This window comes from Phaeacidiphilus oryzae TH49, assembly GCF_000744815.1.
GTDB classification, from domain to species: Bacteria; Actinomycetota; Actinomycetes; order Streptomycetales; family Streptomycetaceae; genus Phaeacidiphilus; species Phaeacidiphilus oryzae.
The window spans coordinates 467,405-493,176 of record NZ_JQMQ01000005.1 but is presented as its reverse complement, the minus strand read 5'-3'; the positions used below and the strand labels follow the sequence as shown (position 1 = coordinate 493,176).

Annotated in this window: 25 protein-coding genes; 8 read left to right on the top strand and 17 right to left on the bottom strand. The window is 75.6% G+C overall.

Annotated features, from left to right (window positions below; all coding sequences use genetic code 11):
- Positions 1-30: 30 nt before the first annotated feature.
- Positions 31-603 carry a TetR/AcrR family transcriptional regulator gene (locus tag BS73_RS06530; protein WP_037570406.1) on the bottom strand — a complete coding sequence of 191 codons (573 nt, stop codon included), beginning with the start codon at positions 601-603 and terminating at the stop codon, positions 31-33.
- Positions 604-723: 120 nt separating this feature from the next.
- Between BS73_RS06530 and BS73_RS06525 the strand changes: the two genes are divergently transcribed.
- Together BS73_RS06525 and BS73_RS06520 are read left to right on the top strand one after the other, a co-directional pair.
- On the top strand, positions 724-1,776 hold the full coding sequence (locus BS73_RS06525; RefSeq protein ID WP_037570405.1) for an alcohol dehydrogenase: 1,053 nt from the start codon (positions 724-726) through the stop codon (positions 1,774-1,776).
- Positions 1,777-1,882: 106 nt separating this feature from the next.
- Positions 1,883-2,698, top strand: a complete 816-nt coding sequence (locus BS73_RS06520) for an SDR family oxidoreductase (protein WP_200886655.1) — start codon at positions 1,883-1,885, stop codon at positions 2,696-2,698.
- 513 nt (positions 2,699-3,211) lie between these two features.
- On the opposite strand, the gene BS73_RS38105 is transcribed toward BS73_RS06520, so the two are convergent.
- The 3 genes from BS73_RS38105 to BS73_RS06510 are packed head-to-tail and all read right to left on the bottom strand — an operon-like array spanning position 3,212 to position 5,195.
- Entirely contained in the window at positions 3,212-3,367 is a 156-nt protein-coding gene (locus BS73_RS38105) for a hypothetical protein (protein WP_161789650.1), read from the bottom strand.
- Complete coding sequence (locus BS73_RS06515; RefSeq protein WP_051939578.1) at positions 3,364-4,341, bottom strand: Gfo/Idh/MocA family protein; 978 nt, start codon at positions 4,339-4,341, stop codon at positions 3,364-3,366. The genes BS73_RS38105 and BS73_RS06515 overlap by 4 nt, the downstream gene beginning before the upstream one ends.
- Before the next feature lie 26 nt (positions 4,342-4,367).
- Positions 4,368-5,195 (bottom strand): sugar phosphate isomerase/epimerase family protein, encoded by an 828-nt coding sequence (locus tag BS73_RS06510; protein ID WP_037570402.1) that lies wholly within the window; start codon positions 5,193-5,195, stop codon positions 4,368-4,370.
- Positions 5,196-5,353: 158 nt separating this feature from the next.
- Between BS73_RS06510 and BS73_RS06505 the strand changes: the two genes are divergently transcribed.
- Together BS73_RS06505 and BS73_RS06500 are read left to right on the top strand one after the other, a co-directional pair.
- The gene (locus BS73_RS06505; RefSeq protein ID WP_051939576.1) at positions 5,354-6,307 is read left to right on the top strand and encodes a helix-turn-helix transcriptional regulator; all 954 of its coding nucleotides are present in this window, start codon (positions 5,354-5,356) and stop codon (positions 6,305-6,307) included.
- Positions 6,308-6,470: 163 nt separating this feature from the next.
- A complete protein-coding gene (locus BS73_RS06500) occupies positions 6,471-9,854 on the top strand; it encodes a pyruvate carboxylase (protein WP_037570400.1) in 3,384 nt (1,127 codons plus the stop codon).
- Between the two features lie 102 nt (positions 9,855-9,956).
- On the opposite strand, the gene BS73_RS06495 is transcribed toward BS73_RS06500, so the two are convergent.
- A complete protein-coding gene (locus BS73_RS06495) occupies positions 9,957-11,150 on the bottom strand; it encodes an FAD-dependent oxidoreductase (protein ID WP_037570398.1) in 1,194 nt (397 codons plus the stop codon).
- 210 nt (positions 11,151-11,360) lie between these two features.
- Between BS73_RS06495 and BS73_RS06490 the strand changes: the two genes are divergently transcribed.
- Positions 11,361-12,644 (top strand): hypothetical protein, encoded by a 1,284-nt coding sequence (locus BS73_RS06490; protein ID WP_152617536.1) that lies wholly within the window; start codon positions 11,361-11,363, stop codon positions 12,642-12,644.
- A gap of 94 nt (positions 12,645-12,738) precedes the next feature.
- Here BS73_RS06490 and BS73_RS06485 read toward each other — a convergent pair whose 3' ends face one another.
- The 4 genes from BS73_RS06485 to BS73_RS06470 form a co-directional block, all read right to left on the bottom strand.
- Entirely contained in the window at positions 12,739-14,883 is a 2,145-nt protein-coding gene (locus BS73_RS06485; protein ID WP_037570396.1) for a xanthine dehydrogenase family protein molybdopterin-binding subunit, read from the bottom strand.
- Complete coding sequence (locus BS73_RS06480) at positions 14,880-15,881, bottom strand: FAD binding domain-containing protein (RefSeq protein ID WP_037570395.1); 1,002 nt, start codon at positions 15,879-15,881, stop codon at positions 14,880-14,882. Before BS73_RS06480 ends, BS73_RS06485 begins: the two co-directional genes overlap by 4 nt.
- On the bottom strand, positions 15,878-16,465 hold the full coding sequence (locus tag BS73_RS06475) for a (2Fe-2S)-binding protein (RefSeq protein ID WP_037570394.1): 588 nt from the start codon (positions 16,463-16,465) through the stop codon (positions 15,878-15,880). Before BS73_RS06475 ends, BS73_RS06480 begins: the two co-directional genes overlap by 4 nt.
- A gap of 144 nt (positions 16,466-16,609) precedes the next feature.
- Positions 16,610-16,936: a putative quinol monooxygenase gene (locus BS73_RS06470; protein ID WP_084703842.1), complete on the bottom strand. Its 327-nt coding sequence runs from the start codon at positions 16,934-16,936 to the stop codon at positions 16,610-16,612.
- 78 nt (positions 16,937-17,014) lie between these two features.
- Between BS73_RS06470 and BS73_RS06465 the strand changes: the two genes are divergently transcribed.
- Positions 17,015-17,377: an iron chaperone gene (locus BS73_RS06465; RefSeq protein ID WP_235215325.1), complete on the top strand. Its 363-nt coding sequence runs from the start codon at positions 17,015-17,017 to the stop codon at positions 17,375-17,377.
- Here the strand turns inward: BS73_RS06465 and BS73_RS06460 are convergent.
- From BS73_RS06460 to BS73_RS06435, 6 genes are all read right to left on the bottom strand, one after another.
- Positions 17,367-18,317, bottom strand: coding sequence for an SDR family NAD(P)-dependent oxidoreductase (locus tag BS73_RS06460; RefSeq protein ID WP_051941339.1), 951 nt, complete (start codon positions 18,315-18,317; stop codon positions 17,367-17,369). The genes BS73_RS06465 and BS73_RS06460 overlap by 11 nt on opposite strands.
- Positions 18,318-18,454: 137 nt before the next feature.
- A complete protein-coding gene (locus BS73_RS06455) occupies positions 18,455-19,105 on the bottom strand; it encodes a hypothetical protein (protein WP_037570390.1) in 651 nt (216 codons plus the stop codon).
- A 58-nt stretch (positions 19,106-19,163) separates the two neighbouring features.
- The gene (locus BS73_RS06450; RefSeq protein WP_037570388.1) at positions 19,164-19,382 is read right to left on the bottom strand and encodes a ferredoxin; all 219 of its coding nucleotides are present in this window, start codon (positions 19,380-19,382) and stop codon (positions 19,164-19,166) included.
- A complete protein-coding gene (locus BS73_RS06445; RefSeq protein WP_063836929.1) occupies positions 19,379-20,701 on the bottom strand; it encodes an NADH-ubiquinone oxidoreductase-F iron-sulfur binding region domain-containing protein in 1,323 nt (440 codons plus the stop codon). The genes BS73_RS06450 and BS73_RS06445 overlap by 4 nt, the downstream gene beginning before the upstream one ends.
- Positions 20,698-21,258, bottom strand: coding sequence for a ferric reductase-like transmembrane domain-containing protein (locus tag BS73_RS06440; protein WP_037570386.1), 561 nt, complete (start codon positions 21,256-21,258; stop codon positions 20,698-20,700). The genes BS73_RS06445 and BS73_RS06440 overlap by 4 nt, the downstream gene beginning before the upstream one ends.
- Complete coding sequence (locus BS73_RS06435) at positions 21,255-22,223, bottom strand: FAD:protein FMN transferase (RefSeq protein ID WP_037570384.1); 969 nt, start codon at positions 22,221-22,223, stop codon at positions 21,255-21,257. The genes BS73_RS06440 and BS73_RS06435 overlap by 4 nt, the downstream gene beginning before the upstream one ends.
- Positions 22,224-22,363: 140 nt before the next feature.
- On the opposite strand from BS73_RS06435, the gene BS73_RS06430 reads away from it, so the two are divergent.
- The gene (locus BS73_RS06430; protein ID WP_152617535.1) at positions 22,364-22,543 is read left to right on the top strand and encodes a hypothetical protein; all 180 of its coding nucleotides are present in this window, start codon (positions 22,364-22,366) and stop codon (positions 22,541-22,543) included.
- A gap of 236 nt (positions 22,544-22,779) precedes the next feature.
- Here BS73_RS06430 and BS73_RS06425 read toward each other — a convergent pair whose 3' ends face one another.
- Together BS73_RS06425 and BS73_RS06420 are read right to left on the bottom strand one after the other, a co-directional pair.
- The gene (locus tag BS73_RS06425; RefSeq protein WP_152617534.1) at positions 22,780-24,171 is read right to left on the bottom strand and encodes a sensor histidine kinase; all 1,392 of its coding nucleotides are present in this window, start codon (positions 24,169-24,171) and stop codon (positions 22,780-22,782) included.
- Positions 24,168-24,917: a response regulator transcription factor gene (locus tag BS73_RS06420; RefSeq protein ID WP_235215324.1), complete on the bottom strand. Its 750-nt coding sequence runs from the start codon at positions 24,915-24,917 to the stop codon at positions 24,168-24,170. Before BS73_RS06420 ends, BS73_RS06425 begins: the two co-directional genes overlap by 4 nt.
- Positions 24,918-25,070: 153 nt before the next feature.
- Between BS73_RS06420 and BS73_RS06415 the strand changes: the two genes are divergently transcribed.
- Positions 25,071-25,757, top strand: coding sequence for a flavodoxin domain-containing protein (locus BS73_RS06415; RefSeq protein WP_063836928.1), 687 nt, complete (start codon positions 25,071-25,073; stop codon positions 25,755-25,757).
- The last annotated feature ends 15 nt before the right edge of the window (positions 25,758-25,772 follow it).

The following is a 25,772-nucleotide window of genomic DNA, read 5'->3' as shown; positions in this document are numbered from 1 at the left end:
CCCGGCGCGCCAGAACGCCGACCGTGCGGCTTACGGCGCCGCCGTGATCAGCCGCCGCGCGGCCTCCACCGCCGCCGCCCGGCGCCGGTCGACGGTGGGCTGCCGCCCGGCGCCGGACGGCGGGTGCGACCAGCCGGGGACGCTCATCCCGCGGGCGATGCCGATCAGCAGCAGCACCAGGTCGCGGGGGGCCCAGGCGCGGTCGACGGTGCCGCCGCGCTGGCCCTCCCGGACGGCCTCGACGGCGCTGCCGAGGATGTCGAAGTCCGGTCCGAGGAGGTGCTGTTCGGCCTCCAACTGGGCCCAGGCGGCGAGCCGGCCGTCCCGCGGGTGCTCGACGAAGTGGTCGAAGAGCCGGCCGACGTAGCCCGGCATGTCGTCCGGGGAGGGCTGGGCCGCGGCCTCCAACTCCAGCAGCCACTGCCGGATCACCTCCCCGAAGAGCTCCTCCTTGCTGGGGAAGTACGCGTACAGCCGGTCCTTGCTGGCATGGGCCTCGGCCGCGATCCGGTTGATCCGGGCCCCGGCCGGGCCGTGCTCGGCGAACTCCCGGCGGGCGGCCGCCAGCAGGCGGCTGCGGGTGGCGTGACCGGCTCGGCGCATGCGGCGGAGTGTAGCCAGCGGGACCGTTGCCGAACCAGTTGGTCCGGGAGTAGCGTGCGCCGGACCCGGACCGGGCGGTTCGGGAGTCCAGGGCGGCGCAGGAGAGGACGAGGGGTCACCGTGAAGATCTACGCCTTCGAGGGAGCGGGCGGTCAGGCACGCGAGCGGGAGATCCCGACGCCGGCCCCGGTCGGGCACGAGGTGCTGCTGCGGCTGACGCACAGCGGGGTCTGCCACAGCGACGTCCACATCCGGGACGGGCAGCTCGGCGCCTCCCTCGGCGACGAGCCGGTGGTCGCCGGGCACGAGATGGCCGGCGAGGTGGTCGCGGTCGGCGAGGCCGTCACCGGCGTCGCCGTCGGCGACGTGCGGCTGGTCTTCCCGTGGACCGGCTGCGCCGAGTGCGAGGACTGCCTGGCCGGGCACGACGAACGCTGCCCGGACCAGCGCAACCTGGGCGTCCGCCGGTTCGGCGGCTACGCCGAGATGGTGCACGTCCCGCACGAGCGCTACCTGCTGGACGTCGCGGGGGTGGACACCGCCTGGGCGGCCACCCTCGCCTGCTCGGGGCTGACCGCGTACTCCGCGGTGCGCAAGGTGCTGCGGGAGGGCCGCCCGGACGACGAGATCGTGGTCCTCGGCACCGGCGGGGTCGGGCTGATGGCGGTCGCGGTGCTCAAGGCCCTCGGCCACCGCCGGATCACCGCCGTGGACGTCGACCGGGACCGGCTGGCCACGGCCCGCGAACTGGGCGCGGCCGACACCGTCGACAGCTCGCCGGTCGACGGCTCGACCGACGCCGCCCGCAAGCGGCTGCGCGCGGTCACCGGGGGCGGGGCCGCGGGCATCGTGGACTTCGTGAACAGCGGCGCCACCGCCCGGTTCGCCCTCGACTCGCTGGCCCGGGACGGCAAGCTGGTCCAGGTCGGCCTGTTCGGCGGCGAGATGGCCCTGCCGACCAACCTGATGCCGCTCAAGCGGCTGACTCTGCAGGGCAGTTACGTCGGCACCCTGGAGGAGCTGCGCGCGGTGGTGGAGCTGGCCCGCTCGGGCCGGCTGCCCCGGACCCCGATCATCAGCCGGCCGCTGACCGCCGAGTCCGTCAACGACTCGCTGGACGACCTCGCCAGGGGGGCGGTACCGGGCCGGATCGTGCTGACCGCGGCCACCTGACCCGGGCCCCCGGCCACCGGCCCCCCGACCGCGGGTCCCGGCTCAGCCCGCCGCGCCTCCTTGCCAGACCACGCCGCCGGGGCGGAGGCTGTCCCCCGTTCCGGCGATGGCGGGTGCGGACGGCGCGGACGGCGCGGACGGTGCGGACGGTGCGGACGGTGCGGGAGGGCTGGCGCTGATGGGCGACGAGCGGCGGGTGGCGCTGGTGACCGGCGGCTCCCGGGGGATCGGCCGGCGGATCTGCCGCCGGCTGGCGGCGGACGGCTACGCCGTCGCGGTCGGCTACGCGAGCGGGGCCGAGGGCGCACAGCGGACCGTCGCGGAGATCGAGGCGGCCGGCGGCACGGCCCGCGCCTACCGGGCGGACCAGGCCGAGCCGGCCGAGGTGCAGGCGCTCTTCGCCGCCGTGGAGGGCGAGTTGGGGACACCCGGGCTGCTGGTCGGCAACGCCGGGGTGCTGGGCGAGAAGAACCGGGTGGACGCGCAGACCCCGGAGGGGATCCGCCGGCTGGTCGCGGTCAACGTCCTGGGCACCATCCTCTGCGCCCGGGAGGCCGTCCTGCGGATGTCCACCCGGCACGGCGGCCGCGGCGGCACCATCGTGCTGATCTCCTCGGTGGCCGCGCGCACCGGCGGCCTGGACGGGCTGGTCTCCTACGCCGCCACCAAGGGCGCCCTGGACAGCTTCGTCCACGGGCTCTCCAACGAGGTGGCCGCTGAGGGCGTCCGGGTGGTGGGAGTGGCCCCGGGGGTGGTGCGGAGCGAGATGACCACCGAGTTCGCCGAGGAGGCCGCGCGCACCCAGGTCCCGATGCGGAGGATCGGCGAGCCGGAGGAGATCGCCGAGGCGGTCTCCTGGCTGGCCTCGCCGGCCGCCTCCTTCGTCACCGGCACCACGGTCACGGTCTCCGGCGGGCGCTGACCGCCCGGCGCGGCGGACGTCCGGCGGCGGGCCCGCGTGAGCCGCCGTCCGGGATGGCGGGGAGGGGAGAGCGGACGTGGAGGAGCGGATCGCCGCCGGGCTGGGCCACCTGACGACCGATCAGTGCGTCGCCGAGCTCTCCGGGGCCGGCCTGGTCACCGGCGCGGTACGCGGCTAGGACCAGGTGCTGGAGTCGCCGGACGTCCTCGCCAACGAGACCTTCACCCGGTCCGCCACCGCCGAGGGCGAGTCCTTCGCGATCCCGGCGCAGCCGCGCATACGGCCGCGGCGACGGCAGCGGCCCGGTCCCGGCCCCTGGCCGGCACACCGAGGAGGTGCTGGCCGAACTGGGGCTGAGCTGACCGGTTTGCGCGGCCGACGCGACGCCCGCACGGCCGACGCGACGCCCGCACGGCCCCGGCTGTCGGCGGAACGCTGGGGCCGCCCCAGCCGGCGCCAAGAGGGGGACCGCGGCCGGGGCGGGAGCAGGCCGGCCGGCCGCGGCCGCACGGCTCAGGAGTGAGCCTGCTCCGGCCCGTCCAGCGGGGCGTCCCGCCAGGTCACCGGCTCGGGGCGGCCGCTCCGGGCGGAGTCGTAGATCGCGCGGACCACCGCCAGGGTCTTGGTGGCCTCGGCGACGGTGACGACCGGGGGGCGGCCCTCGGTCACGGCGTCCGCGAAGTCGCGGTACTGGTCGGCGTGGGCGCCCGCGCTCGCGAGGCCGGCCGCGGCCGCGGCCCCGCCGGGGCCGCCGGCGCGCCGCCGCCGTGCGCGGCGAGGAGGTCCGCGGCCTGGTTCGCGGACTCGCCCGCCCCGTAGGCGGGGGACTCGCCGCCGGCGGCGTCGTCGGCGGAGTGGAAGTACGCCAGCCGGTCGTCGTCGATGACCGCGGATCCGCGGTCGCCGTGGATCTGCAGACGGGCGGTGAGGCCCGGGTAGGCCGCCGTGGTGCCGTGGATCACCGCCAGCGCGCCGCCGGCGAACCGGACCGTGGCCACCGCGGTGTCCTCCACCTCGATCCGCTCGTGCGCCAGGCAGCCGGTCTGCGCGTACACCTCGACCGGGTCGCCCAGCATCCAGACCAGCAGGTCGATGGTGTGGACGCCCTGGTTCATCAGCGCCCCGCCGCCGTCCAGCGCCCAACTTCCGCGCCAGTCACCGGAGTCGTAGTAGCCCTGGCTGCGCCACCAGGCCAGGCTGGCCACCGCCGAGGTCAGCCGGCCGAAGCGGCCGTCCTCCACCGCCCGGCGGACCAGCCGACTCGCCAGGTCGAAGCGGTGCTGGCTGATCACCGTCACCGTGCGGCCGCTGCGGCGCTCCGCCTCGGCCACCCGGAAGGCCGCCTTCAGGCTCACGTCCAGCGGCTTCTCCACCACCACGTGCTTCCCGGCGTCCAGCGCGGCCACCGCGAGGTCGGCGTGGTGGCCGCTCGGCGTGCAGACGGCCACGGCGTCGATGTCCTCCCGGGCGAAGGCCGCCTCGGCCGAGTCGGCATGCTCCGCCCCGTGCTCGGCCGCCAGCTTGCGGGCCCGGTCCGGCAGCCGGTCCACGACCAGGGCCAGTTCAGCCCGCTCGCCGAGGGAGCGGACGGCGGCGGCGTGGGTGCCGCCGATCACGCCCGCGCCGATGATCGCGAATCGCATCGGCTCTCCCCGCTGTGCCGCGGTGCTCACTTGTACTCCAGACGCGCTTCGTCGAGCAGCCCGGTGAAAGCGCGGTGCGCGGTGCCGAACAGCTCGGCCCCGCTGAACCCGCCCATCGGCCCGGCCGCGACCAGATGCGGTTCGAGGGAGAAGAAGCCGTCGAAGCCGTCCTCGTGCAGCGCGCGCAGCGTCTCCCTGATCTCGCCGTCACCCTCGCCGGCCGGCACCGGCTCGCTGCTGCTCCGATCGGCGTCCTTGATCTGGATGTACTCCAGGTGCGGGCGGAGCATCGGGTACGCCTCGGTGAAGGGCCGGACTCCGCACTGCACGAAGTTGGCCGCGTCCCAGGCGAGTCGGAGCTGCTCGGAGCCGACCGACTCGACCAGGTCGAGGCAGCGCTCCGGGGTGTCGCCGTAGATCCGCTTCTCGTTCTCGTGCAGCAGGACGACCTCGTGCCCGCGGGCGCGCTCGGCCAGGGCGGACATCCGGCGCAGCACCTCGGTGCGGTGCGCGGCCGGGTCGTCCTCCTCGGGCAGGAAGAAGGAGAAGAGCCGGATGTACGGCGCCTCCAGGCGCTCGGCCACCCGCAGGGCCCGGTCGAAGCGGCGGAGGTGCTCGTCGAAGTCGCCGGTGATGTCGATCTTGCCGATCGGTGAGCCGACCGAGGAGGTGCGCAGCCCGCTGTCGCCGAGGGTCTTGGCCACCAGTTCGAGCTGCCCGTCGTCCAGGTCCAGGACGTTGGTGTCCCAGGCGCTGCGGAACTCGACGTAGCCGATGCCGAGTTCGCGCAGCACCCGGCACTGCTCGTCGAGGTCGGGGGAGATCTCGTCGGCGAAGCCGGAGAGGGTCCACATGGAGGTCGCTCCTTGGTGGTGACGGAGGCGTGGTTCGACCCGCTGTGCACGGCACGGGCGCCCACCGGCGGCAACGGCAGCCATGGTCACCGCGCGGAGGGAACGGGCACTAGTCAGGGGATTGCAGGTTTGTGCACTGTGTTGATCTACTGGCGGCCATGGCACCCAGTCCCGTCCCCCTGCTGCGCATCGCGGACCAGGCCCAGGGCGGCCCGTACCACGCGGCGCTGGTCGGGCGGTCGGCGCGGGCGGCGGCGCCCGAGATCCACGGGCACGCGGACTACTTCGAGTTCGTCGGGGTGCTGCGCGGAACCGGGGTCCAGCTGCTGTCGCACGGGGTGCAGCGGCTCCGGGCCGGCGACGTGGTGCTGGTCGGCCCCGGCGACCGGCACGCCCTGCGGGGCACCGGCACGGAGGGGATGCTCTACGTCAACCTGGCCTTTCCGGCGGCGGCCTGGCGCGGCTTCATCGAGCTGGCCGACCTCCCGGAGCCGTACCGCTGGGAGGGCGGCGCCCTGCCGCCCTGCTGGCATCTGACGGGGCGTCCGGCCCGGCGCGCCGAGCGGGTGTTCCGCAAGTACCTGGGCCGGTACGAACGCGGGGCGAGCGCCCTGGACCTGGTCGGGTTCTGGACCGAGCTGGCCGAGCTGACCGCCCCGTACGCCGAGGAGGCCGCGGCGGGCCTGCGCCCCGCCGAGGTGCGGCGGCCGGAGTGGCTCACCCGTGCCTGCGCGGCGATGCGGACCGAGGAGGCGCTGCGCGACGGCGTGCCGCGGCTGCGGCGCCTGGCTGCGGTCAGCCCCGCCCACCTCTCCCGCTCGATGCGCGAGCACTACGGCACCACGCCGACCGAGTACGTCCGGGTGCTGCGGCTGGAACACGCGGCCCGGCTGCTCTGCGCCACGCGGCAGCCGGTGACCGCGATCGCCCAGCGGTGCGGCTTCGCCAGCCACACCTACCTCTCCCGCTGCTTCGCGGCCGCCTACGGGCTGCCGCCGCGCGAGTACCGCCGCCGGGCCTGGGGGGCGGGCCGGCGGGCGGCCGCCGAGCGGTCCGCCGAGCGCCGGCTCACCGGAGCGAACCCCGATGTACCGGATACCGGTGTGTCCTGACCCACGTTTCGACGGTCCGGGCTTACGTGTAGACATCCCGGGCAGTCAATTTCCGGGATGGCGGCGCCGGGAGCGGCCCGGCGGGCCCGCAGCCGGGCGGCCGTCCGCCGCAGCTCACGTCGTGTGACGGATGCCGCCCATCGACAGAAGGGGCCGATGAGCCATGTTCCGCAAGGTACTGGTCGCGAACCGCGGTGAGATCGCGATTCGCGCCTTCCGCGCCGCCTACGAGCTCGGCACGCGCACCGTCGCGGTCTTCCCGCACGAGGACCGCAACTCGCTGCACCGGTTGAAGGCCGACCAGGCCTACGAGATCGGCGAGCCGGGCCACCCCGTGCGGGCGTACCTGTCGGCGGAGGAGATCGTCGGCGCGGCCCGCCGGGCCGGCGCGGACGCCGTCTACCCCGGATACGGCTTCCTCTCCGAGAACCCGGGGCTGGCCCGGGCCTGCGAGGAGGCCGGCATCACCTTCGTCGGGCCGGACGCCGGCACCCTGGAGCTGACCGGCAACAAGGCCCGGGCGGTGGCCGCCGCCCGGGCGGCCGGGGTTCCGGTGCTCGGCTCCTCGGAGCCCTCGGACGACGTGGACGAGCTGGCCAGGGCCGCCGAGGAGCTGGGCTTCCCGGTGTTCGTGAAGGCGGTCGCGGGTGGCGGCGGCCGCGGGATGCGCCGGGTGGAGGACCCGGCGGTGCTCCGCGAGTCGATCGAGGCGGCCTCGCGCGAGGCCGCCTCGGCCTTCGGCGACCCGACCGTCTTCATCGAGAAGGCCGTGGTCGAGCCGCGCCACATCGAGGTGCAGATCCTCGCCGACGGCGAGGGGAACGTCATCCACCTGTTCGAGCGGGACTGCTCGGTGCAGCGCCGCCACCAGAAGGTCATCGAGCTGGCGCCGGCCCCCAACCTGGACCCGGCGCTGCGCGAGCGGATCTGCGGGGACGCGGTGCGGTTCGCGAAGGAGATCGGCTACCGCAACGCCGGGACCGTGGAGTTCCTGGTCGACCGGGACGGCAACCACGTCTTCATCGAGATGAACCCGCGGATCCAGGTCGAGCACACGGTCACCGAGGAGGTCACCGATGTCGACCTGGTGCAGGCGCAGATGCGGATCGCCTCCGGCGAGACCCTCGCCGACCTCGGCCTGAGCCAGGACACCGTGCGGCTGCGCGGGGCCGCGCTGCAGTGCCGGATCACCACCGAGGACCCGGCCAACGGCTTCCGCCCGGACACCGGCCGGATCAGCGCCTACCGCTCGCCGGGCGGCTCCGGCATCCGCCTGGACGGCGGCACCACCCACGCCGGCACGGAGATCAACGCCCACTTCGACTCGATGCTGGTGAAGCTCACCTGCCGGGGCAGCGACCTGCGGGCGGCCATCGGCCGGGCCCGCCGCGCCGTCGCCGAGTTCCGGATCCGCGGGGTGGCCACCAACATCCCGTTCCTCCAGGCCGTGCTGGACGACCCGGACTTCCAGGCCGGGCGGGTCACCACCTCCTTCATCGAGCAGCGGCCGCAGCTGCTGACCGCCCGGCACTCCGCCGACCGCGGCACCAAGCTGCTGACCTACCTGGCCGACATGACGGTCAATCAGCCGCACGGCCGCCGGCCGCAGCTGCTGGCGCCGACCGCCAAGCTGCCGGCGGTCGCGGGCGGGGACGGCTCGGAGCCGCCCGCCGGCTCCCGGCAGCGGCTGGTGGAGCTCGGGCCGGAGGGCTTCGCCCGGATGCTCCGCGAGTCGCCGACCGTCGGCGTCACCGACACCACCTTCCGGGACGCCCACCAGTCCCTGCTGGCCACCCGGGTGCGGACGAAGGACCTGCTGGCGGTCGCCCCGGTGGTCGCCCGCACCCTCCCCGAGCTCCTCTCGCTGGAGTGCTGGGGCGGCGCGACCTACGACGTGGCGCTGCGCTTCCTGGCCGAGGACCCCTGGGAGCGGCTGGCCGCGCTGCGCGAGGCGGTGCCCAACATCTGCCTGCAGATGCTGCTGCGCGGCCGCAACACCGTCGGCTACACCCCGTACCCGACCGAGGTGACGGACGCCTTCGTGGCGGAGGCCGCCGCCACCGGCATCGACATCTTCCGGATCTTCGACGCGCTGAACGACGTCGAGCAGATGCGCCCGGCGATCGAGGCCGTGCGCGGCACCGGCAAGGCCGTCGCCGAGGTCGCCCTCTGCTACACCTCGGACCTCTCCGACCCCTCCGAGCGGCTCTACACCCTGGACTACTACCTGCGTCTGGCCGAGCGGATCGTCCAGGCCGGCGCGCATGTGCTGGCGGTCAAGGACATGGCCGGGCTGCTCCGCGCGCCCGCCGCGACCAAGCTGGTCTCGGCGCTGCGCCGGGAGTTCGGCCTGCCCGTCCACATCCACACCCACGACACCGCGGGCGGCCAGCTGGCCACCTACCTGGCCGCGATCCAGGCCGGGGCGGACGCGGTGGACGGGGCGGTCGCCTCGATGGCCGGCACCACCTCGCAGCCCTCGCTGACCGCGCTGGTCGCCGCCACCGACCACTCCGAGCGGCCGACCGGGCTCAGCCTGGCTGCGGTGGAGGACCTGGAGCCGTACTGGGAGAGCGTCCGCAAGGTGTACGCGCCCTTCGAGGCCGGTCTCGCCGCGCCCACCGGGCGGGTCTACCACCACGAGATCCCCGGCGGGCAGCTCTCCAACCTGCGCACCCAGGCCAAGGCGCTGGGCCTGGGCGACCGCTTCGAGGAGATCGAGGCGATGTACGAGGCGGCCGACCGGATGCTCGGCCGGCTGGTCAAGGTCACCCCGTCCTCCAAGGTGGTCGGCGACCTCGCGCTCCACCTGGTCGGGGCCGGGGTGGCACCCGAGGACTTCGAGCGGGAGCCGGACCGCTTCGACATCCCGGACTCGGTGATCGGCTTCCTCCGCGGCGAGCTGGGCACCCCGCCCGGTGGCTGGCCGGAGCCGTTCCGGACCAGGGCGCTGCGCGGCCGGGCCGAGGCCAAGCCGATGCGCGAGCTCACCGACGAGGACCGGGAGGGCCTGGAGAAGGACCCCCGCGGCACCCTCAACCGGCTGCTCTTCCCCGGCCCGAACAAGGAGTTCCTGGCCCGCCGCCAGGAGTTCGGCGACACCGGCGTGCTGGAGTCGCTGGAGTTCTTCTACGGTCTCGCCCCGGACACCGAGTACGCCGTGGACCTGGAGCCCGGGGTGCGACTGCTGATCGGCCTGCAGGCGATCGGCGAGGCCGACGAGCGCGGCGAGCGGACCGTGATGGCCACCCTCAACGGCCAGCTGCGGCCGATCCAGGTGGTGGACCGCTCGGCGGCGGCCGACATCCCGGCCACCGAGAAGGCCGACCCGGGGAACCCCCGGCAGGTCGCGGCCCCGTTCGCGGGCGTGGTCACCCTCAACGTCGCCGAGGGCGACCGGGTGGAGGCGGGCCAGACCGTGGGCACCATCGAGGCGATGAAGATGGAGGCCGGCATCACCGCCCAGCAGGCCGGCACCGTGGGCCGGCTGGCGATCACCAGGATCCAGCAGGTGGAGGGCGGCGACCTGCTGATCGAGCTGTCCTGACGGCGGGCTGTCCTGACCGCCGGTTGTCCTGACGGCCGGCTGTCCTGACCGCGGGCTCTCCTGGCCGCTGCCGGCGGCCCGGCCGGGAGCCCGCGGGACCGCTCAGCGGGTCGGCAACTGCCGGCCCCAGTCCAGGAGTTCGCGCAGCTCCGGATCGAGCCGGGTGACCGGGCCGCGGGAACCGCGCTCGGCGTCGGCCACCGGGCCGCGGTCGGCGGGCCGCCGTGCCGTCAGGGCGCCGCTCACCTCGATATTGCGTTCCACCCGCGGCCGGCGCAGCTCCTCGAAGCGCGGCAGCGCCTGCCGGACGGGCAGCTCGCGCAGCGCCTTGGCGAGCACCACCGCGTCCTCCAGGGCCATCGAGGCGCCCTGGCCGGTGGCCGGGGAGGCGGCGTGGGCGGCGTCCCCGATCAGCACCGTGCGCGGACCGCGCCAGACCAGGCCAGGGGTGAGCTGCCAGGCGTTGGTGGCCATCAGCTCCGCACCGGTCGCGGCCACCAGGCCGGCCGCCGGAGTGCGGTCGCCGGCGAGCAGCGGCAGCAGCCGGCGGCGCCAGTCGTCGGGTCCGTTCCCGGCCAGCTCCTCCGGGCCGAGCGGCGGGCCCGGCACCCTGGCGAACCACAGCGCCTCGCCGGCCGGCGAGACGAGGTAGCCGAAGGCGGCGCCGCTGCCCCGGACCATGGTGATCCGCGCCGAGTCCCGGTGCGGGGGATCGGCCTGGTCGGTGTAGCCGTAGTAGACCTGCTGGCCGGCGTAGGCCGGAGCCGCGTCCGGCGCGTCCGGGGAGAGCGCCGCGCGGACGGCGGAGCGCAGCCCGTCCGCGCCGACCAGCAGCCGTCCGGTCGCCGAACCGCCGTCCGCGAAAAGGGCGGTGACGCTCTCTCCGGAGTCGTCCGGGGCGATCCCGGTCAGCCGGGCGCCGTGCCGGACGGGGATGCCGCGCCGGACCGCCTCCTCGCGCAGCGCCCGGGCCAGCTCGGCGCGGCGGAGGCAGCGGTAGTGGGTGAGCGGGTCACCGGCGTCGCCGAGCGGGACGTCCTCGGCGAGCGCCGAGCCGTCCGCGCCGAGGACGCTCATCCGCAGCACCGGAAAGCCCAGCGGGTCCAGCAGCCCGGCGGCTCCGAACTGGTCCAGGGCGAACACCCCGTTGCCGGCCAGGGTGAGGAAGGCGCCGGCGTCCGCCCCGCCCTCCGGCTGCGCCTCGAAGACCTCGATCCCGTCGAGGCCGGCCCGCTGCAGGGCGAGCGCGGTGGCCGGCCCCGCGATCCCCCCGCCGATCACCAGCACATCGCCCACCCCGGGCCCCCTCACCCTCGTCGATGCCCGCCAGCTTAGGGCTTCGCAGGATCTTCGAGGGGCCGCCATGCCCTCCCCGCGGAAAGGTCGGAACTCGACGTGAGCGGCGTCACGCCGCGGCCGCGCTCCGCGTGTCGCCCGGTCCGCCGGGCACCGGGCGCGGTTGAGTGACCGCGTTCTTGAGTCGGAGGCGGAGAGGAAACGGTAGCGGTGGGAGACGGCGAGTCGGGCGAGGGCCCGATCGGGTCGGCGATGCGACGGCCCTCGCGGCGGCGGGTGTTCGGATGGTCGGCGGGAGCGGGGGCGGCGGTCGCCCTCGGCGCGGCCGGCTGCGCCTCGGCGCAGGGCGGAGGCGCCGGCGGCTCGCCCTCCGCGAGCGCGAGCACGGGGGCGGACGCGACGGCGAGGGTCTCCGCGCCCGCCGCGACCGGCGTGCTGGCGGCCAACTACAACCAGAGCCTGGACGCGATCGACTTCAGTGAGCTGGAGGCCGTCTCGGCGACCTGGGTGCGCTGCTTCTACCTGATGCAGGACGCCGACCACGGCACGGTCGCCGGGCAGACCGGCATGCGGAAGCTGCTGGAGGCCGTCGACCGCGGCTACGGCACGGTGCTGACCCTGAAGTTCAACTACGACAGCGGCCTCCCCGCCCCCGGCAGCCCGGAGATGCGGACCGCCCTGGACCGCCTGGACAAGGTGCTCGCGGTGGCCATGGACAAGGTCTCGATCCTGGGCGTGGGCAACGAGCCCTTCTACGAGACCGCCAAGGCCGACCGCGAGAGCAGCCGGATCAACGAGTTCTACGAGTCCCTCGCCCAGCACGTCATCCAGTACCGGGACGCCCACTTCGGTTCGGGCTCCCGGACGCGGATCTACATGGGCGCGCTCACCGGGCTCGACAAGCCCGAGCAGCGCACCCCGCAGACCAAGCGCTGGATGACCTTCGTCGCGCAGAACCGCGCGATCTCAGGGGTGGACATCCACCCGCACGTGGCCAGCGCCGCCGAGGCGCAGGAGTACGTGGACTACGTCCGTCCCTACCTCCGCGACGACCAGCGGTTCCTGGCCACCGAGTTCTCCCTGGTGCAGCTCTGGAAGGCGCACCTCTCCGACCCGGCGCCGAGCGACTTCGCCAAGCGCTACGGGCTGCCCGCCGGCACCCTCGTCTGGCAGGTGATCCAGGACGCCCTGAAGCAGCCGTTCAGCGAGCAGAAGTGGAACGAGTTCGTCGACTCCTGCGACTGGTTCCAGGCCCACCGGAGCTTCCTGACCGCGCAGATGGCGCGGTTCCGCAAGACCGGCAAGCTGGCCGTGGCCGGCTACGGGATCAGCCAGGACGCCGCGATGTCCTCGCAGTTCGGGCCGCACAAGACGCCGTGGGTGCTGAACAGCGTCTTCTGCCCGCACACCGTCCAGCAGGGCTCGGACGGGCTGCCCGGCCGGAACCTCACCTGGTTCGACGAGTTCCGCTCGATCGACGGCCGGCAGGGCTGACCGCCGGTTCCGGCCGCTCGCCCCCGACCGGCGGCCGGCCCGCTCCCGGCGTCGACCTCGCGTCGACCCCGGGAGCGGAACGGGCCGCGACCGGTCAGCCGACGGCGGTGCCCGCCGTCAGGATCCGGTCCGGGCGCAGCGGAAGCCGCCGGTGCCGGACGCCGGTCGCATGCCACACGGCGTTGGCGATGGCCGCCGCCACTCCGACGATGCCGACCTCGCCGACGCCCTTCACCCCCACCGGGTCCTCCGGGTCCGGGTCGTCCACCCAGTCCGCCTCGACCAGCGGGACGTCGGCGTTGGCCGCCACGTGGTAGCCCGCCAGATCGCCGTTGGCCAGCGCGCCGGTGGCCGGGTCGCGGACGGCCTCCTCGTGGAGCGCCATCGAGATGCCCCAGATCATTCCGCCGACCAGCTGGTTGCGGGCGGTCAGCGGGTTGACCACCTGGCCGGCCGCGAACATCCCGAGCATCCGCCGCACCCGCACCTCGCCGGTCAGCGGGTCCACCGCCACCTCCGCGAACTGGGCGCCGAAGGTGTGCCGTTCGCGCTGGGCGAGGGCGCGGATGGCGTCCGTGGTGTCCGAGCGGACGGTGATCCCCTCCGGCGGCACCGCTCCGCCGGGGCCCAGCAGCGCCAGCCGCTCGCGCAGCTCAGCCGCGGCCGCGGTGATCGCCCAGGCCCAGGAGCGGGTGCCCATCGAGCCGCCGGCGATCATCGCCGGGCCGAAGTCGCTGTCCGCGATCCGCATCCGGATCCGGCCCGGCGCCACCTCCAGCGCGTCGGCGGCGATCTGGGTGAGCGCCGTGCGCGCGCCGGTGCCGATGTCGGCGGCGGTGATCCGGACGGTGAAGCCGCCGTCCGGCTCCGCCGTCACCGAGGCCGTCGAGGGGGCCGCGCTGGAGTGGTAGACGGCCGCGGCGGTGCCGGTGCCGAGCAGCCAGCGGCCGTCCCGGCGGACGCCCGGGCGCGGGTCCCGGTCCGCCCAGCCGAAGCGGCGGGCACCCTCCCGGAAGCACTCCGGCAGCCGCCGGGTGCTGAACGGCAGTCCGGAGACCGGCCCGGCGGCCGGGTCGTTGCGCACCCGCAGCTCGACCGGGTCGATCCCGCACTTCTCGGCCAGCTCGTCGAGCGCCGACTCCACCGCGAAGGAGCCGGGCGCCTGGGCGGGGCCCCGCATCCAGCGCGGGGTGGGGACGTCCAGCGGCACCACCCGGTCCGCCGTGCGGTGGCCGTCCGACGCGTCGTACATCACCCGGCCGAAGGCCGAGCACTGCTCGACGAACTCGTAGACGGAGGAGGTCAGGCAGGACGAGGTGTGGTCGAAGGCGCGCAGCCGCCCGTCGGCGTCGGCGCCGAGCCGGACCCGCTGCACGGTGGGGCTGCGGTAGCCGACCAGCGAGAACATCTGACGCCTGGTCAGCACCACCCGTACCGGACGCTGGAGGACCGTCGCGGCCATGGCCGCCAGCACCGCCTGCGGGCGGGTCGAGCCCTTGGAGCCGAAGGCGCCGCCGACGTGCTCGGCGCGGACCCGGACCGAGGCGGCGTCCAGCGAGAAGATCTTCGCCAGGTCCTGGGCGACCAGGAAGGAGCCCTGGTTGGAGTCCACCACCTCCAGCCGGCCGCCCTCCCAGCGGGCCGTGCTGGCGTGCGGCTCCATCGCGTTGTGGTGCTCCTCGGGGGTGGTGTACTCCTCGTCCACGACCACCGCCGAGGCCGCGAGCCCGGCCTCCACGTCGCCCTTCTCGGTCTGCCGCGAGTCGTCGGAGCGCAGGCCGGGGTGGTCCGCGGTGAGGACCGTGTCGTGCGGCTCCTCCTCGTACTCGATGTGGGCGGCCAGCGCCTCGGCGGCCTCCCGGGCCTGCTCCGAGGTCTCCGCCACGACCAGCGCGACCGGCCAGCCGGCGTGCGGCACCCGGTCGTTCTGCAGCAGCATCAGCGTCGGGTCGGTGCCGAACCGGTTCTCGGTCGGCTCCAGGTGCGGGGCGTTGCCGTGGTGGAGGACGGTGAGCACGCCGGGCATGGCGAGGATCGGCCCGTCGTCCAGGGCGGTGATCCGGCCGCGCGCGATGGTGGACAGCGCCAGCCAGCCGTGGGCGAGTTCGGCGAACTCGTGCTCGCCGGCGTAGCGGGCCGCGCCGGTCACCTTGGCCAGGCCCTCGACCCGGGTGCGGGCCGCGCCGACCTCCCGGAGGCGGGTGGCGGCGGTGCCGGTGACACCGGTGCTGACGGTCATCGGGTGGCCTCCTGGGTGAGTTCGGTCAGGACGGCGACCATGAGGTTGTGGAGGAGGGTGACCTTGTAGCCGTTGTGGGGCAGGGGTGCGGCGGTGGCCAGTTCGGCCTCGGCGGCGGCCGCGAAGGAGGCGGGGGTGGCCGGGCGGCCGGTCAGCGCCGCCTCGGCGGCCCGGGCCCGCCAGGGGTGGGAGGCGACCGCGCCCAGGGCCAGGCGCACCTGCCGCACCGTGCCCCCCTCGACCGCCAGGGCGGCCGCCACCGAGCCGATCGCGAAGGCGTAGGAGGCGCGCTCGCGCACCTTGCGGTAGCGCGAGTGGGCGGCGACCGGGGCCGGCGGCAGGACCACACCGGTGATCAGGGCGCCCGGCGGCAGCGCGGTCTCCCGGTGCGGGGAGTCCCCGACCGGGAGGTAGAAGTCGGTGAGCGGGAGCCGCCCCTCGCCCTGCGCGGTGCGGTAGGTCACCACGGCGTCCAGCGCGGCCAGCGCCACCCCCATGTCGGAGGGGTGGACGGCCACGCAGTGCGGGGAGGCGCCCAGGATGGCGTGGTTGTGGTGCTCGCCCTGGATGGCCGGGCAGCCGCTGCCCGGGACCCGCTTGTTGCACGGGCGGCTGACGTCGGCGAAGTAGCCGCAGCGGGTGCGCTGCAGCAGGTTGCCGCCGACCGTGGCCATGTTGCGCAGCTGGCCCGAGGCCCCGGCCAGCACCGCCTGCGCCAGCAGCGGATAGCGCCGCCGCACCTCCCCATCTGCGGCCAGGTCGCTGTTGCTGACCGTGGCCCCGATCCGCAATCCGCCCTCCGCGGTCGACTCGATCCCGCCCAACGGCAGTTCCCGCACATCCACCAGCAGCGACGGCCGCTCCACCCCGGACTTCATCAGATCCACCAGATTGGTGCCCCCACCGAGGAACCGCGCCTCGGCCGGGTCCGGCGCCTCCGCCAGCAGCGCCAGGGCGCCGTCCAGGTCGGTGGCCCTGCGGTATGCGAACTCCCTCACGCGGAGGCCTCCTTGACGCCCTTGCCGTCCTTACCGTCCTTGCCGCCGCCGGCGCCCGCCGCCTGCTGCACGGCCTTGACGATCGACACATACGCCCCGCAGCGGCAGAGGTTCCCGCTCATCCGCTCGCGGATCTCCTCGGCGGTCAGCGGTGGCGGTCCGGCCTCCGGGCGGACGTCCTCGGTGGCCGCGGAGGGCCAGCCGGCCGCGTGCTCGTCGAGGACGGCTATCGCCGAGCAGATCTGCCCGGGAGTGCAGTATCCGCACTGGTAGCCGTCGAGTTCGAGGAAGGCCTGCTGCACCGGGTGGAGGGTGTCGCCGTCGGCGACGCCCTCGATGGTGGTGATCTCGCGGCCCTCGGCCGCGACCGCCAGCTGCAGGCAGGACAGCGCCCGCCGGCCGTCAAGCAGCACCGTGCAGGCGCCGCACTGGCCCTGGTCGCAGCCCTTCTTGCTGCCGGTCAGGTCGAGCCGCTCGCGCAGCACGTCAAGGAGGGTGCTGCGGGAGTCGACGGGAAGGGTGCGCTTCTCGCCGTTGATGGTCAGGGTGATGGTGATGCCGCCGGATTCACTCGGCAGGGGCATGCTCGTCCTTCTCTGGTGTTCCGGGGTCCCCGGGGTTCCGGATGCCGGTCCCGGTCCTGCTCTTGAGATCGCTCGTCGGCATCGTAACCACCGCGCACGACGGCCGGGCGGCCGAGTGCGGCGGGACCGGCGGCTGACGTTCCGTCAGGCCCCGGGCACCCAGCCGTGGACGTGGAGGGCATGGCCGTACGAGCCCTCGGGCGGCTGGGCCAGGAGCGGGAGCACCCGGCGGGTGGCCGCCGCGACCGGCTCGGAACGGGTGACGGCGTCGTGCGCCGCCCTGTCCTTCCACAGCTGGGTCAGCCAGACCGTGTCCGGGTCGTCGGGGGCGGTGTTGATGCTGAAGGCGAGCAGCCCGCTGTCGGTGCCCCCGGCGCGGAACCCGTCGAGAAGCCGGTCGACCAGCTCCTCGCGCCGCCCCGGCAGGGCGGTCATCCGCCCGTAGACGCTGAACATTTCCTGGTCGGACACGTGCGCTCCCCCTTCGCCGCCGCGATCCGCCTGCGAGCCTACCCGGCCGCCGGCCGCGTGGGGGCGCAGAATATGGGGGTGGAGACGGACGGCATGCGCGACCCGGACGACGAGGTACGCGCCTACATCGAGGGCATCGCCCCCGAGCAGCGGGCGCTCTTCGAGCGGATCCACCGGCTGATCCTGGAGGTCCATCCGGAGGCCGCCGTCACCCTGGCCTACCGGATGCCGACCTACACCGCCGGCCCGCGCCGGTTCCACCTCGGGGTGTGGGCGCACGGGGTGTCCCTCTACGGCTGGCAGGGCCGGGACGGCGGATTCGCCGGGCGGCATCCGGAGCTGCTGTCGGGAAAGGCCACCCTGCGGCTGCGGGACCGGGACGCCGAGGGCATCCCGGACGACGAACTGCGGGAGCTCTTCCGGGAGTTGCTCAAACCGTGACGGCCCCCGGGTCCTCCCCGGTCAGCTCGCGGGAGGCCGCCCACAGCCGCTCCGCGACGAAGTACTCGGTCAGCTGGGCCCACAGCGGTTCGGCTCGCGGCCGGCCGCGCAGCCCGAGGACCCGCGGGCCCCACAACCGGCCGCCGCGCACCGCGGGGTCCAGCACCGCCCGGACCGCCGGCCACGCGCCCGCCTGCTTCCCCTGGACGAGGAGGGCCGCGGGGGCCGCCCGCAGCCGCGCGCCGGCGGTGGGCCGGTGCAGCGGCGGCCGGGCCGGGGCGAGGCCGTCCAGCGCCCCGCCGGGATGGACCACCACGCTGCTCACGGTGCTGCCGGCGGCGCGGAGGCGGCGGTCGAGCTCCAGCCCGAAGTACATCTGCGCCAGCTTGGAGCGGCCGTAGCCGCGCTTGGGCCGGTACCCCCGCCGGGACTGCAGGTCGTCCAGGTCGAGCCGCTCCGACTTGGCCGCGAAGCTGCCCACGGTCACCACCCGGGCCGCGGGCGCGGCCGAGAGCAGCGGCATCAGCCACCGGGTGAGCGCGAAGTGTCCGAGGTGGTTGGTGCCGAACATCAGCTCGTGGCCGTCCGCGGTCTCCCGGCGGGGCGGGTGGTCGAGGGCCACGCCGGCGTTGTGCACCACCGCGTCCAGGCGTGCCACCCCCAGCGACTCCACCGCCCCCGGCAGCGAGGACAGGTCGGCGAGGTCCAGCCGTACCGAGCGCACCCGCGCCCCGGGGACGCGGGACCGGATCGAGGACTCGGCGGCCTCGGCCCGGGCCGGACTCCGGCTGCCGAGCACGACGGTCGCCCCGGTCGCCGCCAGCTGCTCGGCGGTGAAGTACCCGATGCCGGCGTTGCCGCCGGTGACCAGGAAGACCCTGCCCTCGGCGGCCGGCGGGCGGTGGACGTCCCAGGGCGGGACGGGGGATGCGGACGACATGGCGGCGGCGCTCCTCTTGCTGGCGTTCTCGCTGTTCAGGGCGAGAGTGCCGGCGGCCGCCGACATGACGCCGACGGATCGCCGACGGATCGCCGACAGCCGGCCGCGGCCGTCGTCCGCCCGCCCCGCCCGCGGCCCTAGCCCTGCCGCCAGGTGGTGACCAGGTGCACCTCGGCCATGGCCAGCAGTGTCCCCGCGGCCAGCGAGGCGGCCACCAGCGACCAGCGCAGCCCCGCCCGGCCGGGTCCCGGGGCCCCGTGCCGCGAGCCGCGGCGCCGGCCCAGGTCGGCGGCGATCAGCCGGGGCAGCCGCCAGATGTACGCCAGCACATGCACGGCCATCACGGCGGCCCAGGCCCAGAAGCTCGCCTTGTGGAGGAAGAGCACCGGGAACGGGCCGATCTCCCGCCAGCCGAAGGCCAGCAGCAGGCCGCTGCCCAGCACCGCGATGCTGAGCAGCGCGACCAGCGGCCCCACCAGCCGCAGCAGCGGGGCCGGCGGCCCCTTGCGGCGGTACGGGGCATGGCCGGTGTAGTAGCGCACCGCCCGGTAGCAGGTGCTGCCGAGTTTCAGGCAGACCGGGCCGACCAGCAGCAGGCCGATGAAGAAGTGCTCGGTGAGCAGGGAGCTGATGGAGAGGAGGGTGACGCCCTGGGCGGCGAAGAGGACGAGCAGCACGGCACCGGTGAGCGCGGTGAGCCGCTCGTTCCCCTCGGGCCCCGCCGTGCCGCTTCCCCCGGCGGGTGCCGGCTCCGTCTCCCGGGCGTCCCTGGTCGAACTGGTGATCACGATCGGGCAGTCTCCCGTAGCGGTGGTTAAGAACTTCTTCAGGCCGGCCGACCCTCCGTCAGGACCGGGCCTGGTCCAGGCGCAGGGCCAGGACGGGGCAGGCCGCGGTCGCACGCCGGGCGTGCGCCAGCAGCTCCGCGGGCACCTCGGTGCCGCGGAACACCGGGTAGCCCCACTCGTCCAGGTCGATCAGCTCGGGCAGCAGCTCGGCGCAGAGCCCGTGGCCCTCGCAGGCGACCTGATCGAGGGTCAGCCGGTATCCGGTGGACTGGCTCATCGCCACTCATCCTCTCCGGGGACCGCCACCTCGGGCAGCGGCACCGTGATCGGACGGTGCGCCCCCGGGCAGGGGCCGTGGTACAGGTGCCGCTGGGCGTCCTCGGCGAACAGCTCGAGCGCGGACGCGGCCAGCCGGGAGGCGCCGTCCGGATGCCGGCAGGCGCCCCGCCCGGGCAGCAGCCCCAGCCGCTCGCGCAGCCGGTACGGCAGCTCGGGATCGGCCGAGCCCCAGGCCAGTTGGGCGAAGTCCTCGGCCGCCGCGGGCAGCCCGAGGCGGCACGGCCCGCACTGCCGGGCGCTCTGCCCGGCGAGATAGCGCAGCATGGCCGCGGTCTCGGACAGGCCGCAGGCGCCCTGCGGCAGCGCGGTCAGGATGCCCGCCCCGCGCCGGCCGGTGGCCTGCGGGGTGTCCGCGGGCAGCCAGGTGCCGAAGCTGCCGCCGGCCAGCAGCGCCAGCGGAGCGGCGGTCACCCCGCCGGCCAGCTGGAGGAGCCCGGCCACCGGGGTCCCCAGCGGCGCCTCGTAGACGCCGGGCACGGCGACCGCTCCGGAGACCGTCACCAGTGCGGTGCCGGGGTCCTCGGCGGTGCCCACGGCCCGGAACCAGTCCGGTCCGTGACGGGCTATCAGGGCGAGCTGGGCGAGGGTCTCCACGTTGTCGATCAGCGTGGGCCGCTTGCCGACCCCGCGTTCGAACGGGCGCGGGGGAGTGGCCAGCGGACGGGCCTCGCCGCCGTTCAGCCAGCGCACCAGCGAGGTCTCCTCGCTGGAGACGAAGTGGTGCGGCAGCGCGTGCACCTGGACGGACAGGCCCGACGGGTCCACCCGGCGGCGCTCGCGCTCGGCCACGGCGGCCTCCAGCTGGGCTATCCGCTCCGGCTCGGTCCGCGGCAGGCACAGATGGGCCTCGTCGGCGCCGACCGCGGCGGCGGCCAGCACCAGCCCGTCCAGCACCAGGTGCGGGGCGATGGCCAGCAGGGTGTCGTCCTTGCGGCTGGCCGGCTCGCTCTCCATGCCGTTGCCGACCACCACCGGCACCCCGCGGCGGCGGCGCGCGCCGGCCGCCGCGACGGTGCGCAGCTTGCGGCCGGTGGGGAAGCCGCCGCCGCCGCGCCCGGTCAGCCCGGAGCGCTCGACGGCGTCCAGCAGGACCTCGGCGGGGTAGCGGGGCGGCGCGCCGTGCCGGCGCAGATGCTCGGTCAGGTCCGCGCTGCGCCCGGTCTCGTACCAGCCGGCGAGCAGCCGGGAGCCGTACGGGCCGTCGGCGGGCCTCGGCTGCCCGCCGTTCGGGCGCGCGGTCTGGGCGTAGGAGGTCATGCCCGGCTCCCTTCGGTGGACCGGCTCCGCTGCCGGGCCGGGCGGGCCCGGCGCAGCCGCAGCACACCGGCGAAGCCGACGGCCGCCGCGCAGATCAGGTAGAGCACCAGCTGCGGGCCGAGCTTGCTGTCGGTGCCGATGCCGTAGCCATGGAGCATGGCCACCGGCCAGGCGCCGTACGCCAGCCAGTGGACGGCCTTCCAGCGGCGGCGGCCGAGCCGCAGCCGGACCGCGCTGGTCAGCGCGACCGCCAGCAGCAGGTCCAGGGCCACCGCCCCCAGCCCGACCCAGAACGAGCGGTACGCGGAGGTGAACGGCAGGAAGGCGTCCGTCCAGGTCATCGGGACGAAGCTGTCCGCGATCGCGGTGGTGATGTGGAGGGCCAGGAAGACCAGCGACAGCACCGACAGGTTGCGGTGCAGCGCCGAGACCTCGAAGCGGGCGATCCTGCGCGGGGCGTACCGCCCTCCGGCGGCGATCCCGAGTACCACGGTCGCGGTGAGCAGCACCAGGGCGACGGTTCCGCCCGCGCGGGTGGCATACCAGAGCCAGGTCATCCGCGGCCTCCCTTCGTGTGTTGCTCCAACAGCCGCTCGGGCTCCGGCCAGTCACCGAGACGGAGGACGGCGCCGTCCTCCTGGACCAGCCGGGCCGGCAGCCCCGTGCCGCGCAGCCAGTCGGCCGCGTCCTCGCCGAGCACCAGGGCCGCGGTGGCCGCCGTGTTGGCGTCCACGCAGTCGGCGGCGGCGATGCTGACGGTGCGCCAGACCGCTGGCGGGGTGCGGCCGGTGCGGGGGTCGACGATGTGGTGGACGGTGCCGCCGCCGGCGCGCTGCCAGCGGCGTACCGCCGTGCCGGAGGTGGCCAGCCCGCCGTCGCGGAGCACCACCACCGGGCCGGGCTCGGGGTCCGGCGCGGCGTGGTCGTCGGCGATCTCCACCCGCCAGCCGCCCTCCGGCGGCTCCCCGGCGATGGACAGGTCCCCGCCGAGGTTGACCATGACCCCGCAGCCGGCCGCGCGGGCCGCGCGCCGGGCGCAGCGGTCGGCGGCCAGGGCCTTGGCGGTGGCGCCCAGGTCGAGCGCCGTGCCGGCGGGGAGGGTGAGGGTGCGGGACGCGGGGTCCCAGTCCACCGAGGCGATCCCGGGGGCCGGACGGGCCGCCGTCAGCGGGCCGAACTCCTCCGGGCGGCGGGCGGCGACCAGGGAGAAGTCCCGGTCGTAGCCGAGGGCGGCGACGGACCGGCCGACCGTGGGGTCGACCGCTCCGCCGGTCAGCTCGGCCGCCCGCCAGGCCGCGTCCAGCGCCTCCGCCAGCACCGGGCCGACGGAGACCGGGCCGCCGCCGGCGGCGGCGTTCGCCCAGGAGAGCTCGGAGTCCGCGCGGAACCGGCTGCAGGCCAGGTCGATCGCGGACAGTTCGGCGCGTGCCTCCGCCTCCGCCGCCGCCAGCGCCCGGCGGTCCGGGAGGGCGGTGTGGACCTCGGCGTTCGTGCCCAGGGCGCGGAAGACCGCGGCCGTCACGAGGCCCCCGAGCGGGTGTGGGTCGGCGCCGGTGCGGGCGCCGGGGCCTGCGTGGTCGGTGCGGGCGCGGGGCCTGCGTGGTGGGGGCGGCCGTCGGCGCGTGGGTCGGGGCCCGCAGGCCGCTCCCGGACGAGGTGCCCGTGGACGTCCTCGTCGAGTGGTGCCGGGTGCCGGCCGTCCGCGAGGGGCTCGGGTGCCTGCTCGCAGGGGCGGAGGCGGGGGCGCTGCTCGGCGCGGCCGACGGGGTGGGGCTGCTGGTGCTCGTGGTGCCGGTCGTGCTGCCGGATCCGCCGGTCTTGCCGGGGACGGCCTGCGCGTAGCCCACACCCAGCGCCGCGGTCCCCGCGGCGGCCGCGAGGGCCGCGAGACGGGTGGTGCCGCGGACTCGGCGCAGTCCGCGGTCGCGTCTGCGGACGGCCTGGCCGAAGGGGGCGTGCTCGCTGGTCACGGAGGCTCCTTCCGAGAGGCTGCCAGGGCTCGGACCGGCACGGCTCTCGTCCTGCCGATCCGAGTTACAGCCTGCGAGGGAGCTCCTCGGGATCCCGTTCGGGACCTCCTAAGAACCGGTAAAGATTCCGCGCTCCGCGGGAAGTTCGATCACCGCGGTGAGCCCGCCGCCGGGCGTGTCGGCCAGTCGGACCCGGCCACCGTTGGCGGTGGCCAGGCGGTGGACGATGGCCAGGCCGAGGCCGCTGCCGGAGGCCTCCGGATTGCCGAACCGGTGGAAGGCCGTGCTCCGGGCCTCGGCGCTCATCCCCGGCCCGTCGTCCACCACCCGGACCACCACCGCGCCCCGGCGGGGCAGCGCCTCGGCGCCGATCCGGACGTGGGCGCCCTCCGGGAGCGCGTCCAGGGCGTTGGCGATCAGGTTGTCCAGGATCTGCTCCAGGTCGCCCTCGCCCATCCGGGCGGCCAGCCGGGGTTCCCGGCGGCGTACCTCGAGGGCCACCGAGCGCTCCTGGGCGACCGGCTCCCAGGCGCTCACCCGGTCCATGATCACCCGGTCGACCCGGACGGTGACCGGCCGCGGCACGGCGTTCTCCGCCCGCTCGACCGCGAGCAAGCCGTCCACCAGCCGGGAGAGCCGGGCGATCTCCTCCTGGGCGGCGGTCAGCTCGCGCTCGGCGTCGGCGCCCGGCTCGGCGTCGGCGGCCAGCAGGTCCAACCGCAGCCGCAGCGCGGCCAGCGGGGTGCGCAGCTGGTGGGCGACGTCGGCGACGACCGCCCGGTGGCCGTGCACCAGGGCCTCCAGCCGGGCGGCCATGGTGTTGAAGGTGCTGCCGAGCCGCCGCACCTCGGCCGGCCCGTGGTCGTCCGGGGCGCGCGCCTCCAGGTCGCCCTCGCCGAGCCGGTCCGCGGCGGCGTCCACGGCGAGCAGCGGGCGGCCGACCCAGCGGGCCAGCGCCACCGAGACCAGCGCCCCGGCGACCAGGCCGAGGGCGCCGATCAGGGCGAGCCGCATCCACATCGCGCCGATCCGGTCGTCCAGCGGGTCGGCGGAGCGGGAGAGCGCGACCGCGCCGACCGGACGGGTCTCGTCGCCGACCGGCACCGCCACCAGCAGCCGGTCGCCGTACTGGGCGAAGGCCGTCTCCGGGTGGGCGAGCACCTGGCGGGAGAGGTCCTCCAGCCGGTCGGACTGGCCGGGTCCGCCGTCGGCGGAGGACGGGCAGGCGGTCGCGGCGTCCAGGCGCATCCGGGTGTCGTAGACCACCGCGCACTGGCCGTGCTCCTCCGCCTCGGCGAGGGTCTCGTGGAGGGAGGGGGCGTTCTGATGGTCGGAGAGATGCTCCTCGGCGGCCGAGGAGATGGAGCGGGCGGTGCCGGCCGTCTCGTCCCGGAAGGAGGTCCGCTCGCGCCCGCTCAGCGACAGGCCGAGGGGGACCACGGCGGCGGTGAGGAGCACCGCGATGAGCGCCAGGACGACCAGCGCGATCCGGCGGGTCATCGCGGCTCGGAGGTCGAACCCGCGGAGCCCGGCCGCGAGGCGGGCCCGGAGCCGGAGCGGGAGTCGGGTCCGGAGCCGGAGTCGGGCCACTGGTCGCGGTCGCCGAGCCGGAAGCCGCGCCCGTACACCGTCTCGACCAGGCCGGGGACGCCCAGCTTCCGGCGCAGGGCGGCGATGTGGACGTCGAGCACCTTGGTCGGCCCGTACCAGTGGGCGTCCCAGGCGCGCTCCAGGATCTCCTGCCTGGTGACCACCCTTCCGGGGTCGGTGGCCAGGCATTCCAGGATGTCGAACTCCTTGGGGGTGAGGGCGATCTCGCGGTCGTCGACCAGCACCTTGCGGGTGCGGAGGTCGACCGCGAGCGGCCCGTGCCGCAGCAGCTCCGGTTCGGCCGGGCGGGTGCGGCGCAGCACGGCCCGGATCCGGGCCAGCAGCTCGGCCAGGCCGAAGGGCTTGACCAGGTAGTCGTCGGCGCCCTCGTCCAGTGCCGCGACCCGGTCGGCCTCCTCGCCGCGCGCGGTCACCACGATGATCGCGGCGTCCGAGCGGGTGCGGATCCGCCGGCAGACCTCCACCCCGTCCAGGTCGGGCAGGCCGAGGTCGAGGAGGACGACGTCCGCCTCGCCCGAGGCCTCCAGCGCCTCCTGCCCGGTGCCCACCGTCCGCGCGCGGTAGCCGTCCCGCTCCAACCCGCGCACCAGCGAGTCGGCGATGCCCTTGTCGTCCTCCACCACCAGCACGTGCACGCCGCCATCGTAGGGCCCGCGAGCGGGTCCTGCGGGCAGGGCCCACCGGACCCGGTCCCGGAGCCCAACGGACCCTGCCCCCGCCGGGCCGCCGGCGGCGAGGCTGGCAGGGACAGCGCGGGGGCGCCTCCGACTCCCGGTGAGGAGTGACCCATGAACGATCGTCAGCCCGAGCGCGGCACCGAGCCCGAGCCCGGCCCCGAGCGCGGCACCGACCCGGCGGCCGACCAGGGCGGAGGACGGATCCTGGTCGCGTACGGCACCCGGCGCGGCGGGACCCGGGGGATCGCCGTGGAGCTGGGGGAGGCCTTCCGCGAGGACGGTCTGGCCGTCGACGTGCTGCCGGCCACCGTGGTGGGCGAGCTCAAGGCGTACGACGCGGTGGTCCTCGGCGGGGCCCTGTACATGTACCGCTGGCACCGGGACGCCCGCAGGTTCGCCCGCCGGCACTCCGCCGAGCTGCGCCGGATGCCGGTGTGGATCTTCAGCAGCGGGCCGCTGGACCGGAGCGCGGAGGAGAAGGACATCCCGCCGATCGCCGGGGTGCTGCGGATCATGAGCCGGCTGCACGCCCGCGGCCACCGGACCTTCGGCGGGCGGCTGAACTCCGAGGACGCCGGGCGGATCGGGCGCAACATGGCCCGGCGCGGCGTCGAGGGCGACTACCGCAACCCCGAGCAGATCCGCGCCTGGGGCCACGAGATCGCCAGGACCCTCGCGAAGGAGTCCGCGGCCGGCCCGGACCGCGGGGCGAAGGACGGCGGGGCGAAGGACGGCGGGGCGAAGGACGGCGGGGCGAAGGACGGCGGGGCGCGCGGGGCGCAGGACAGCGGGGCCTGAGAGGGCGGGGAGAGC